Source organism: Bacillus sp. N13C7 (assembly GCF_026790065.1).
Classification (GTDB): Bacteria; Bacillota; Bacilli; order Bacillales; family Bacillaceae; genus Bacillus.
This window is the reverse complement of sequence record NZ_JALAMO010000005.1, coordinates 70435-83424: the sequence shown is the minus strand read 5'-3', so window position 1 is coordinate 83424 and position 12990 is coordinate 70435. Positions and strand designations below refer to the sequence as shown.

The 12990-nt window shown below is 41.7% G+C and carries 11 protein-coding genes and 1 riboswitch; of the genes, 5 read left to right on the top strand and 6 right to left on the bottom strand.

Annotated features, from left to right (window positions below):
- Positions 1-16: 16 nt before the first annotated feature.
- The gene (locus MOB98_RS05200) at positions 17-1039 is read right to left on the bottom strand and encodes a 2-hydroxyacid dehydrogenase (RefSeq protein WP_268358789.1); all 1023 of its coding nucleotides are present in this window, start codon (positions 1037-1039) and stop codon (positions 17-19) included.
- Positions 1040-1134: 95 nt separating this feature from the next.
- Positions 1135-1226: riboswitch (SAM riboswitch) on the bottom strand.
- A gap of 150 nt (positions 1227-1376) precedes the next feature.
- On the opposite strand from MOB98_RS05200, the gene MOB98_RS05195 reads away from it, so the two are divergent.
- Positions 1377-3419, top strand: a complete 2043-nt coding sequence (locus tag MOB98_RS05195) for a molybdopterin oxidoreductase family protein (protein ID WP_268358790.1) — start codon at positions 1377-1379, stop codon at positions 3417-3419.
- A gap of 104 nt (positions 3420-3523) precedes the next feature.
- Positions 3524-3817: a hypothetical protein gene (locus MOB98_RS05190; RefSeq protein WP_268358792.1), complete on the top strand. Its 294-nt coding sequence runs from the start codon at positions 3524-3526 to the stop codon at positions 3815-3817.
- Between the two features lie 153 nt (positions 3818-3970).
- On the opposite strand, the gene MOB98_RS05185 is transcribed toward MOB98_RS05190, so the two are convergent.
- The 3 genes from MOB98_RS05185 to MOB98_RS05175 all read right to left on the bottom strand — a co-directional run bounded on the left by MOB98_RS05185 (position 3971) and on the right by MOB98_RS05175 (position 7489).
- Positions 3971-5137, bottom strand: a complete 1167-nt coding sequence (locus tag MOB98_RS05185) for a Gfo/Idh/MocA family protein (RefSeq protein WP_268358793.1) — start codon at positions 5135-5137, stop codon at positions 3971-3973.
- 15 nt (positions 5138-5152) lie between these two features.
- The gene (locus tag MOB98_RS05180) at positions 5153-6076 is read right to left on the bottom strand and encodes a TIM barrel protein (protein ID WP_268358795.1); all 924 of its coding nucleotides are present in this window, start codon (positions 6074-6076) and stop codon (positions 5153-5155) included.
- A 417-nt stretch (positions 6077-6493) separates the two neighbouring features.
- The gene (locus MOB98_RS05175; protein WP_268358796.1) at positions 6494-7489 is read right to left on the bottom strand and encodes a LacI family DNA-binding transcriptional regulator; all 996 of its coding nucleotides are present in this window, start codon (positions 7487-7489) and stop codon (positions 6494-6496) included.
- Positions 7490-8155: 666 nt separating this feature from the next.
- On the opposite strand from MOB98_RS05175, the gene MOB98_RS05170 reads away from it, so the two are divergent.
- A complete protein-coding gene (locus tag MOB98_RS05170) occupies positions 8156-8278 on the top strand; it encodes a biofilm-forming protein (RefSeq protein ID WP_268358797.1) in 123 nt (40 codons plus the stop codon).
- A gap of 57 nt (positions 8279-8335) precedes the next feature.
- A complete protein-coding gene (locus MOB98_RS05165) occupies positions 8336-8629 on the top strand; it encodes a YozQ family protein (protein WP_268358799.1) in 294 nt (97 codons plus the stop codon).
- A 119-nt stretch (positions 8630-8748) separates the two neighbouring features.
- Here MOB98_RS05165 and MOB98_RS05160 read toward each other — a convergent pair whose 3' ends face one another.
- The gene (locus MOB98_RS05160; RefSeq protein ID WP_268358801.1) at positions 8749-10434 is read right to left on the bottom strand and encodes a HAMP domain-containing methyl-accepting chemotaxis protein; all 1686 of its coding nucleotides are present in this window, start codon (positions 10432-10434) and stop codon (positions 8749-8751) included.
- Positions 10435-10691: 257 nt separating this feature from the next.
- Here MOB98_RS05160 and hpaB point away from each other — a divergent pair, with 257 nt between their 5' ends.
- On the top strand, positions 10692-12143 hold the full coding sequence (hpaB, locus tag MOB98_RS05155; RefSeq protein ID WP_268358802.1) for a 4-hydroxyphenylacetate 3-monooxygenase, oxygenase component: 1452 nt from the start codon (positions 10692-10694) through the stop codon (positions 12141-12143).
- A 47-nt stretch (positions 12144-12190) separates the two neighbouring features.
- Here the strand turns inward: hpaB and MOB98_RS05150 are convergent, their stop codons facing one another.
- Positions 12191-12889, bottom strand: a complete 699-nt coding sequence (locus MOB98_RS05150; RefSeq protein ID WP_268358803.1) for an expansin EXLX1 family cellulose-binding protein — start codon at positions 12887-12889, stop codon at positions 12191-12193.
- Positions 12890-12990 lie beyond the last annotated feature (101 nt).

The following is a 12990-nucleotide window of genomic DNA, read 5'->3' as shown; positions in this document are numbered from 1 at the left end:
CTGTCGGCCTCCTTTCTTATACCCCTGTTTTCAGTTCGACCTTGTTATACAATGTCGGAATATTAAGAGTTTTTTCATCCTTCCACTTTTTGAGGGCTTCATTCAGGATCGCCACATGATGATCCTCCACTTCAAAGGTTGCGCCAGCGAGATGCGGTGTTGCCAGAACATTAGGCAATGAGATCAATTCGTAATCCGATTCCTCTGGAGGTTCGTGATAAAAAACGTCTAAAATCGCCCCTCTGATTTTATGTTTTTTTAATACAGATAAAAGGTCTTCACGGTTTACTACCACCGCTCTTGAAGTATTGACGAAAATCGCACTCTCTTTCATTAGATCAAAATACGCCTGATCTATAAGTCCAAGCGTTTCCTCGGTACGAGGCAGATGGATAGAAACGATATCACTGTCCGAAAAAACCGTTTTAAGAGATACTTTTTGATACAGCGGATGATCGTCTTGTACGTATGGATCGTAATACTTTATTTGACAGTCAAACGCAGTCAGGAGTTTTGCAATCCTTTGCCCAACTGCTCCAAACCCAACCATGCCGACTGTTTTTCCCGATAATTCGTTTCCTTTAAATTTGACATAAGCCTGCAAGTAATCGCTGTCCCACTTCCCATCCTTCAGCCATTGATTTGAAGTGCTGGTATGGCGGAGAAAGGAAATCATATTCCCGATAAACATTTCAGCCACGGCTTGTGCATTTCGCCCGGGTGTATAGAAAACGGGTATGCCCCTTTTTGACGCTGCTGCCACATCCACATTGGAGGGCATTCCCCTGCAGACGCCCACAAATGAAAGATCTGGAACAGATGTAAATACGCTGTCTGTAACTTGATCAAGCTCTGTAATCAAACCTATCGCATTTGTTTCTTTTAATAGCTGAATCATTTCTTTTTCCCGGTATGCCCGGCCTTGTTCCTTCCAGGAGTGGTAAGCAACCGAGCCAAACAAGTTTTTAAGCTCTTTGCGTCCTTCTTCGTTGTACGGTGCTGTAACCAAAACCGTCATGGTGCAAAACATCCTTTTCATCGTATTTTTTCATAAAAAAATCTCTTTCCGAAGATGGAAAGAGATTCATATATAGGCGCGCTCTGTTACAGGCAGACGCCGGTATAAACCTTGCTTTCCTATCTTTCAAGCTGTCGCTTGCTGGAATTGGCACAATAATGTTGCCGAGGTTTCATAGGGCCAGTCCCTCCACCTCTCTGGATAGAAAATGTTGAGTATGTAATTTTCGGAATAAAGAATACGTTTATCATAAAGAAGTCTCAGATTGATGTCAATCTCTTTTTTTCAGAATTGACGTTATCATCGGAAGTGTTATAATTCTTACAAAATATCTAACTAGAGAGAGGAACAGGGCCACATGAAATCTTTTGCCACACAACAGAACGGCATTCTCAAATCCGTTTGCTCGCTGGACTGCCCGGATCAGTGCGGATTGTTAATACATAAAAAAGACGGAAAAATTGTAAAAGTGCAAGGCGATCCCGATCATCCTGTCACGGCCGGAAACATCTGCAACAAAGTCAGGAACATGACGGAGCGCATCTATGATGAAAAGCGGCTGACTACACCGCTTAAACGGACAGGTGCGAAAGGCCAGGCGATATTTGAACCAATTTCTTGGGAAGAGGCAATTGATACCATTACCTCCCGCTGGAAGCAGCTGATTGATGAAGAGGGAGCTGAAAGCATACTTCCGTACAGCTTTTACGGAAATATGGGGAAATTAACAGCGGAAGGTATGGACCGCCGTTTCTTTTACCGAATGGGTTCAAGCCAGCTTGAACGGACGATTTGCAGCAAAGCGGGATCTGAGGGCTATAAATATACAATGGGTATAAGTGCGGGGATTGATCCTGAGGAAACCATTCATACGAAACTATTTATTTTTTGGGGTATCAACGCGGTCAGCACAAACATGCATCAGATTACAATCGCTCAAAAAGCACGAAAACAAGGTGCCAAAATTGTTGTGATTGATGTGCATAAAAATCAGACAGGGCGTCTCGCAGATTGGTTTATTCCAATAAAGCCGGGAACTGACAGCGCACTTGCTCTTGGCATCATGCACATTTTATTTAAAGAAAACCTTCATAATGAAGCATTTCTTTCTGAATACACGGTTGGCTATGAAGAGCTCCGTGAACACGTGAAACAGTATGATCCGGAAAAGGTATCACTGATCACCGGTGTCAGCACCGAAGATATTTACCAGCTGGCAAGAATGTACGGGGAAACCTCCCCTTCTTTTATCAGAATCGGAAACGGACCCCAGCATCACGATAACGGCGGGATGATTGTAAGGACGATTGCCTGTCTTCCGGCGATCACTGGCCAATGGCTGCACACAGGAGGCGGCGCAATCAAGCATAACAGCGGAATTTTAGAATATAACACAAATGCGTTGCAGCGCCCTGACTTACTGAAAGGGCGCACACCGAGATCGTTTAATATGAATCAGCTTGGCAAGGTGCTTTTGGAAACAGATCCGCCTATTCGCTCTCTATTTATTTACGGAACGAACCCGGCCGTCGTCGCGCCAGAAGCGAACAAGGTCAGACAGGGCTTGCTGCGGAAAGACCTGTTTACTGTGGTTCATGATTTGTTTTTAACGGAAACGGCTGCATATGCGGACATTGTACTGCCTGCAACATCCGCTTTTGAAAATACTGATTTTTATACCTCCTACTGGCACCATTACATTCAGCTTCAGCAGCCGGTGATTGAGAGATACGGAGAAAGCAAGTCTAACACTGAGGTATTCCGTCTGCTGGCTGAAGCAATGGGATTCACAGACCAGGAGCTCAAAGATTCAGATGAAGAATTAATCCGCCAGGCACTTGACCATCCTGATAATCCGTATTTAGCGGAGATTGATTACGATTCACTTTCTAAACACTCATTTATGAAAGCGAAACGCGAAAAGCCGCTGTTTCCAGGCAAACTCCCGACACCAAGCGGAAAAATAGAATTATATTCAGAAAAAATGAAACAAGACGGCTTCCCGGCTTTACCGACATATACGCCTCTTGTATCCGATAATGAACATCCGTTTATGTATGTTCCGGCGCCAAACCATAATTTCTTAAACTCAACGTTTTCGAACAATGAAAAACACATCAAGCTTGAAAAGACGCCAAAACTCTTTATCAATACAAAAGATGCTGATGAACATGGAATCGCTGATGGGGATCCTGTACGAATTTGGAACAGCCGCGGAGAATGCGAGCTGACCGCTGCAGTCGGGGAACAAGTGCTGCCCGGTGTTGTCGTCAGTCAAGGATTATGGGCGGATGAACCAGGAAAAAAACAGCTTGTAAACGCACTTACCCCGGATCGCTTATCCGATATGGGCGGCGGCGCTACCTTTTTTTCAGGCCGCGTGCAGATTGAAAAAGCATGAGCGAAAAACCGCCAGAGCACATTCTGGCGGTTTTTTTGGTGATATTGAAACCCGGGGTATGCCAAGCCCGTATAACATAACATCGACATAATGGAGGCATGCATGTGGACGTTTTTTTAGGAATCGGTATTGCTTTGGCTGGCTATTTTATCGGTGAAGGCTTAAAGCAAATGAACCATCCAAAAGCAGTTGAAAAAAGTGATACCTTGCTTATAAAAGAACGAGATATTTACTTTTACATCGGACATTTTTTAGGAATAACTGCAACTGAGGCAAAACAGTTAGCCGGAGACATGACAGACCTGCCTTACATTGAGATAAACGGGAAAAAGTATGTGCAGAAACATCTCTTAAAAGAATGGACATTCACTTTAGTTGAGAAACACCAGGGTGAATAAAATCTGGGAGAGCGAGATCATCACTCGCTCCCACAGTTTCAGTTGTATAGAGTCACCATCACTAAAACATTACCCATAAGCGGTAATACTGATCAAAACCACATCTCTTTCCACACTAATACCTGCTGATTGACAAACATTATGATCTTGATGTTATTGATAGTCCACCCATACTGCGCCTTTATCCGCGGATCGAACGCAGTTTTCCACCCAGCGTACTCCTTCCACACCTGCTTCAATTCCTGGATACCACATGTCATTCAATTCTTTCCCTTGATCTGCAGCCTCCATTGCTACGGCAAACCGTGAATAAAGATTTGACCACGCTTCAAACAAACCTTCTGGATGCCCGCCTCCAATCCGGTCATCTTGTAATGCTTCCGGATATAAATACCCCATTCCGCGCTCTAAAATCTGTACAGGTTTTCCCTGTATTTCAAAACGCAGCTGGTTGGGCTGTTCATCCCACCATTCAATACTTGCTTTGGAACCGATCACACGAATTTTCTGGCCATGCATTGATCCGGCATTTACACAAGAAGACCACACCATGCCGACCGCGCCATTATCATACTCCATAATCGTATAAGCATTGTCCTCAAGTGGTGCTCTGCTTTTTACAAAGCTTTGCTTTGTACACAATAATTTTTTTATTTTCAGTTTCGGCAGCATCACTTCAGATAAAAATAGTGGATGAGTGCCTAAGTCACCTAGTACATAGCTAGGACCTGCGAACTTCGGGTCTACACGCCATTTCGTGCTAACGTTTTGCAATTCCACCTGATCAGAGTGGAATCCGTGTGCAAATTGCATGTGAATCATGCGAATGTCCCCTAATTCACCGTTAGCGATCATCTGGCGTGCCTGTTCTATCATTTGATGCCCCGAGTAGCCATATGTAATACCGACGACTCGGTTGTTTTTCTTTGCAAGACATTCTAGTTCTTTTGCTTCTTCGACCGTAAAACAAAGAGGTTTTTCGCATACGACATGTAACCCCGCCATCAGAGCTGCTTTGCAGATTTCATAATGTGTGCCATTGGGAGTTGCAATAGACACAGCCTCAATGCCGTCTTCACGTTTTGCTTCTCCTTCAAACATTTTCCGGTAATCTGTATAACAGCGTTCCGGAGAAACATGCAAGTTCATACCGAACTCCTTTCCCCGTTCCGGTATGATATCAAATGCGCCTGCAACCAATTGGAAGTGATGATCACGCAATGCCGCCGAACGATGAATGTATCCAATCTGACTTCCCCGGCCGCCTCCTACCATTGCCCAGCGTATCGGTCTTTCTACCATTTTTTCACCATTAATCACCCTGGTTCCCCCCTGCTAATAACCAAGTTTTTTTAAATAAGCAATGCTCTGGCTGACATCTCTTAAACTAGTATCAGAGTTTCTCGGATCACGTTCCTGTTCGATCGTAATGTAGCCGTGATAGTGAATGTCTATTAGCAACTTGTAAATCGCTTCATAATCAATAATTCCTTGTCCGATCGGACACATGACTCCTTTTGCGCAAGCATCAAAAAAGCGGATATGCTCACCCATTACTTGTTGATAAACATGTTCATCAATGTCTTTAAAATGGATATAGTCGACACGGTCTGCATAGTCCCGCAGCCATTGTTCCGGATCCATCTTTGAATAATATAAATGACCTGTATCAAGACAAAGCCCCGCAATATCATATGGTATATCCTTTAGTAATTGCTGAATCTCATCCTCAAATTCAATATATCCCCCTGCATGAGGATGGATGACGGCCCGCACGCCATACCGCTCCCACGCCCGAACCGCGATTGTCCGAATATGAGACATCATGCAGTCCCAATCCTTTTTAGATAACCGTTTCGCTTGATCAGGATGCCCCGCCTTATAATCTCTTTCGTCATGACCCCAGTCAATCAGGACCAAATAAGGCGGTGTAAAGCCCCCCTTTTTTTCCTGCAAAGAGAAAGGGAGTGTTGTCATGAGAGAACATATATCGTCTGCCTGCTGCAGCAAATGTTCTAAATTAGACGACGTTACTAAATCATCAAAAATGGTACCGGCAATAATGGACAAATTGTTTTTAAAAAGCTCCGCTCGTACTCGTTCGACGTCCATCGGAATATAGCCGTACGGACCCAGCTCGATCCCTTTATAACCGGCTTGTGATGCCTCCTGCAGCACTCTCTCCCATGGCGGAAGAAATGGATTTTTCGGATCATCTACACCCCAGCAGCAAGGCGCACCAGCAATGTGAATACTCATTCCCAACACCTCTAATCAAATTTTTAATTGATAAACCATTTAAATAAAGCGCTTTCTTTTAGGAGGATCACATATTGGTTTAAAACAACATCCATTTTCCTTTGTTTTAACAGCAGCGGTTTGTATAAGTTATTATTCATCATTGCAGCACCCATAATATAAAGCGCTTTATATTATAATCTTTAAATGTTTGGTTAGACTTTACTAACAGACCGTGCAATAACAAATCGAAAGCGCTTTCTTTAATTGCTAGCTAATTGTATAATATTCAGTATATTTTGTAAATATTTTTGGCAAAAAAATAAGCTGAACCCGAACAGCTTTGACTTTTCGTTTTTTCGATTTTCTTTTGGCCAACAGCAAAAAAGCAGCGGTTCATAAACCAGCTGCTAAATAAATAGAACATAATTCAAAGCTTCAGCGAAGACAGCTCGTGGATTTTCGGACAATTAATTTCGGCAATACTAAAATTTTTTGTTTTTCTGAAGCTTTACCTTCTATCTCCCCGATCAGTAAATCCACTGCCTGTGAACACATACTTTGGACAGGGACTTCAACTGTTGTCAAAGGAGGATCACTGCTTTTTGATAACAGTGTATTATCAAAGCCCGTAATGGAAAGTTCTTCGGGAACCTGCACATGCTTTTCTCGTGCAGCAAGAAGGGCTCCAATCGCCAATATATCATTACAACAAATTATAGCCGTAGGCGGATTAGAAGATTGTAATAATGAAGAGGCCATAGTCTGTGCGGATTCGGCCGTTGAATCTGTTACAACAATCAGACCTTCGTGAACATCAAGATCAGACTCTTGTAATGCCTGTGAATATCCGCGAATTCGTTCCCGGCTGCTTGCATTGTCCTCTGCAACGACCGCAATCCTTGTGTGGCCAAGCGAAATTAAATGTGCGGCTAATTCATACCCTCCCAGGAAATTATCAACCGTAACTGTTGTAACAGATGAGTATGGCTGTGATTCCGAAAGAAGGATAACGGGTATGTTGTCGCGGATTAACTCATGAATAACCTCTTTATTTCGAAACCCCCCGGCTAAAATAAACCCGTCCACACGCTTCTGCCTTAATAATGAGACGTATCTCTCTTCCTTCTCTGATTTTAAATCTGTACTGCAAATGACGAGATTAAATCCATATTCGTGTGCCCGATCCTCTACTCTGCGTGCCATTTCTGCAATCAGCGGATTAGCTATATCCGGTAAAAGGAATCCTATTGTCGAAGTCCGTTTCCCAGTTAATGCTGATGCAAGCACACTTGGCTTATAATTCAGCTCTTGCATGGCATCCAGCACTTTTTGTTTTGATTTCATCCCAACCGGCTGGTGATTGATCACTTTTGAAACTGTTGAAATGGATACACCGGCTTTTTCTGCCACATCATAGATTGTAGTTTTCATTTTGCTAAAAACCTCTTTCTCCGCACAAGTGGCCAGCTAAAAACATGCATGATTTCGAAAGCGCTCTATATAGGCTATTGTAAAGGTAACTGTGAAGATTTCAACAATCTTATAGCACTATTTTGTGATTAATGGACATGGACACACTAAAGAAACTGTAATGCGGCGGATGCTCTCAATCTAGTCACCATTTTCTATTTTAAATAAACTTGTAAAGATACATGATGATTGCCGTAAGACCAAACGGTGTTTTCAATTTTGAGGTTCTGGCTGAACGTTTCGATCCATACCTGATTTGAGTGTAATAAAGCAGACAACTGTGCTGAGTTTAGCTCAACTCTCAACTTCTTCAATCTGTTCGCTTTTTTGAAACACAAATACAACCTTTATCGAATCTCCATTTTTCACCATAATCATTTTCGATTTCTCCTCTTTATGATAAGTAAGATTGTCACATCAAAACAAAATGTCCCCAGTTCTTTACAGCCTCTTCATATACGCAATGTACGAATGAAAGGTTTCAAAAATGACAAATATACGCCTGACATAAAACTGGCTCTTTTCCTAATGGGGGGAATCAACGAAAAAAAAGGGAATGAATAGCTTTCCAACAGACAGAATAAGAAGAGTTGATATTTCAACACTTTTCGTAAAGGGGTGACATCAATGAGTAAAAAAGGAATTCAAAATTCAAGTATTGAACAAACAAGAAATGACCATGAAACTGAAACAGCTTTTAAAGTAGATGATCCTAAAAAACATGGTTCTGATCCTAAAAGAGCGAAATAAGTTTTTGGCCTTTAAGGCATAGACACAGTAAAATTTCAATAGTCTGGAGTGAGTAAAGTGGCTCAAAAAAATGGAGCAGACAGACCGGATGACTACAAAAGATTTTCTTCATTAGACAAGGAATATGATTTTCAGCAATCTTTAAATGTAAGTGATGATTCAGAGAATGTAAAAGCTGAAACCCAAGCTCATAATAAAGAAAACATCAATGACACTACGGATGTGGCTGGAAGATATTTTAATCCCTCAGATTATAAAGGAAGCTCGCAATTGGAAAAAGGATTGGCTGAAACTCATGAGCAAGTCAGCGATGACTATTTTGAAGGGACAATCGATCAAAATTTGGACTAATTTTGATCAAACGAGGCTGACTTAAAAGAAGCATGTTAGCTCCGTTTTAAGAAACAACCGCACGAAAGCCAGTAAAAACCCCACCGAATAAGATGGGGTTTTTACGTCATGTAACCACATTAAAATTTAAAACGATTAATGACAGTTTGAAGTTCTTCCGCCAACTGGGATAAAGATTCTGCAGCATAGGAGATTTCCTCCATTGAATTCAGCTGTTCCTGTGATGATTTTGCAACCGCTTCTGTATTGGCAGACGTTTCTTTTGTACCGGCGGCTAAAGTATGAACCGTATGCTGAATGACTTCAACGCCTGATGTAAGCTGTTGAGTTGCCGCTGCGACTTCTTGTATTTGAGAAGTGACTTGTTCAACCAGATTCAGGATTTCATTGAAATTTCCGGTTGCCTCTTGTGATAGAACAATACCTGAGCTCACATTTTCTTGAACAACCTTAATATTATTTACCGTTTCTATCGATTCATTTTGGATGGTTGTTACCACCGATTGGATGTGGTTTGCAGAATTATTTGTTTCGTCCGCCAATTTCCGGACTTCTTCTGCCACTACAGCAAACCCTTTTCCTTGCTCTCCTGCTCTGGCCGCCTCGATCGCAGCATTTAGCGCCAATAAATTTGTCTGCTCGGAAATAGTTGTGATTAGCGAAGATATATCGCTGATCTCTGCTGTACTCGCTACTAATTCCTTCAAGCCATTGCCGGCTGAATCTACAGATTTATCAATGAATTTCATCTGATCTAACATTTTGTTAACGGACTTAGATCCTATTTCAGCTTTGTCCCTCATCGAAGAAGAAAGATCCGCTATGCTCCCTGTATTTGCAGCAACAGATGATATACTGTCTAATAATTCAGTAATGGATTCCGCACTCTTACCTGTCATCGAGCTTTGCTTCACATTGCTGTCGGCAGCCTGCTGCATGGCTCGGGAAATATGTGCAGAAGATGATTTCGATTCTTCCGCGCTTGCCGACAATTCTTCGGAAGATGCGGCCACTTGTTCAGATGAACTGCTGATCTGCTTCACAATTTGAGTTAATGAATGGGTAAAAGAATTGAAAGATTGGGCAAGCTGGCCAAATTCGTCTTTATTTTTCACATTGACTTTTTTGGTTAAGTCTGCCTCGCCGTGAGCAATTTCCTCCAGCTGCTTATTGATGCTTCTTAGCGGCACCAAAATGGACTTTAACAGCAATAAGCTTAAAACAATGCCTACCATCACTGATATTGCTGTGACGATGATGATGAACCATTGACTCTTTTGGCCATTGCCCCGTATTTCACCTTTTAGCTCCTCCACCTCTTGATCCAGGTGGTCAGACAGTTTATTAACAGCCGGATCTACGACCTCTTTTCTTAACGTTCTTTCTTCTCCAAAATGAATGGTTTCTGCTTTTTGTGAATCGGAAGAGTAGGCTGTTAGCACTTGCTGATTTAAAGCTCTATACTGAGTAAAACTTGTCTTAATGTCTTCGATATTTGACCGATCGTTCTCTTTATCAGCCAAGTGGTTGACCCGATCAAGGCTCTTTACAATATTGTCTGCTTTTTTCTTCATTCCCTCGTCATATTCTTTGTCTCCAGTAATCAGGAAGCCTCTTTCATCATTTGAGATTCCGGTCAATTGATATTGGATGTATTTCATTTCTTTTTGGAATTCCATTTTGTCTTTAAGTTCTTCGTTCTTTTTCACAGTAGAAGAAATCATAAAAACCGAGGTGCTTCCAATTCCAATGATCGAAACAACTAATATTGATATAATGCTCAGCAATTTGGTTTTCACTTTCATGTGTCGTTTCCCTTTCTGCACAATGTAATGGTTGAGCACTTGAATGCAATTCGTTTATGCCCATGTTAATAATATCGACATGTGTTAGAAAGGTTTATAGAGATGTTTTTGCGTTGCTGTCTGCGTAGTATTTGAGTCGCCTTTTTTCTGTTAAGTCATACCAAAAAAGGCTTTTCCTTTCCCAAAATGGCTGAACAGGCATTTCTTTTGCAAATATAATGACAATACGCAGCATGATGTGAAGGAGCGAAATTCAAATGGGGATCATCAATGGAGAAGCATACATTGACCGATTAAATAAACTAAAAAACGAAATATGGTATGATGGCGAAAAAATAGAAGGTAACATTTCTGATCATCCTGCTTTTAAAGGGATACTCAAAACAAAAAGCTCGCTTTATGATCTGCAAACGAAAAATGAGTTATTGAATGAAATGACTTATTGTCTTCCCGGAGAAGATGAGCGAATCGGTCTCTCATATCTTCAGCCTAAAACCAAGAGTGATTTGAGAAAAAGAAGGAACATGATTGAGCATTGGGCGAGACATACTCACGGAATGATGGGGAGAAGTCCGGATTATATGAATACAGTCATGATGAGCTTTGCATCGTCAGCAGAGCTTTTCAGAGATAAAGAAAATTGCTTTCCTGAACATATACTAAACGTGTATAGGCAAGCCGCTAAACATGACCTTTCCTTTACCCATACATTCATTACCCCGCAAGTGAACCGGTCACAGTCCTATTTTGGCTCCAGTGAAAAACCGATATCCGCTAAAGTCATTGATAGGACCGAAAAAGGATTAATTGTACAAGGCGCGCGTCTGCTTGCAACGCAAGGCGGCTTGACTGATGAAATCTTGGTTTTTTCGGCACCTAAATTTTTCTTTGAAACGGATGAGGCTTTTGCTTTTTCAATTCCATCTAATACAAAAGGCGTCAAATTCATCACAAGAGAATCATTTGTATTAAGCGAATCTGCCTTTAATCATCCTTTAAGCTCAAGATATGAAGAAATAGATTCAATTGTTGTTTTTGATCGCGTGCTGGTGCCATGGGATCGTGTGTTTTTTTATGACAATGTTGAAGCATCCAAAGACTTTATGACAAAAAGCTCCTTTCATGCCTTTACCTTTCACCAGGTCGTCATTAGGCAAATGATAAAAATTGAATTTTTATTAGGAGTTGCACAGCTTCTGGTCGACACCATCAATGTGTCTGAATATCAGCACATACAAGAAAAGCTTTCTGAAATCATTGTGGGATTGGAAACAATTAAAGCACTCACTGACAAATCAGAAAATGATGCTCATTTAGATGAATTTGGCTATATGCGTCCTAGTCTGATACCTCTTCAAGCCATCAGTACGATCATTCCTACTCTATATCCTCGATTTACTGAAATCATCCAGTTAATTGGCGCTAGCGGAATGGTGACACTGCCGACAGAAAATGCGTTTGACTCAGACATACGGGAGGATCTTGACCAATATCTTCAAGCAGCCAATACAAATGCTGAAGAACGTGTGAAAATTTTCCGTTTGGCATGGGATTTAACCATGAGCTCATTCGGCACAAGGCAAACGCATTACGAAAGATACTTTTTCGGAGATCCTATTCGGATTTCAAGCAGGCTGTATACCAGTTATCCAAAGCAGGAGCTAGTGAATGTGATTAAAGCGTTTTTACATGCAGATGTTGATGATTGATATCTCATATACAAAACAGCGGGAAAAGGTCCGCTGTTTCATACTTTTTATTCAGGAAACTGTACATGCCCCGGCACTGTATATGCATTGGATGATCCGCTTTCAGGCAGCTTCGGTATTGTGTCTTTCACAACCTTTCCGCGGATGTCAGTAATTCTGACTGTGAGAGGGCCCGTCCCTACGTTAGTGCTGACAAAATGGTTATAGTCCATTTTCTCCATGTTGATCCACTTTCCGCCTTTACTATATTCCATTTTCATAACAGGATACTTGTGATTTCTGACTTGGATTGCAGCCCACCACCTGCTGCTGCCTTCTTTGATCCGGTACGTAAAATTGCCGGTGATTGGGGCTTTGACAACACGCCATTTGATATTGATTTTTCCGTCTTTCATATTGCCGATTTTTTTGAAGGCATTAGGCGATAAATCGAGAGCCCCGCGAGCGCCTTCAGGATACAAATCGGTAACGTATACAATCGTTTTTCCTTTCGGCCCTTGGACTTCCAAATAAGAGCCTGCTAGTGCCGCTTTCACTCCTCCATAATTGAGATCTGCCGGGTTTATGGCCGTAATCTCCATATCGGAAGGAATGGGATCCAGCAGAAAGGCTCCCCCGGAATAACCTGACCCTGTATACGTTGCATAGCCTTCGTGCAGGTCATCATATGCTGCATAAGCTTGCCGGGAAAAACAAAGGATCATCAATAAAAGCACACCAGCAATTGCATTGATTTTCTTTTTCATACGTATCCTCCTCAACTCAGACTTCAAATGAGAATCATTATCATTGTAAAGCTCAATCCGTCTGGTTTGAAAGAGGAAATAGATTCATAGATATTTCATGA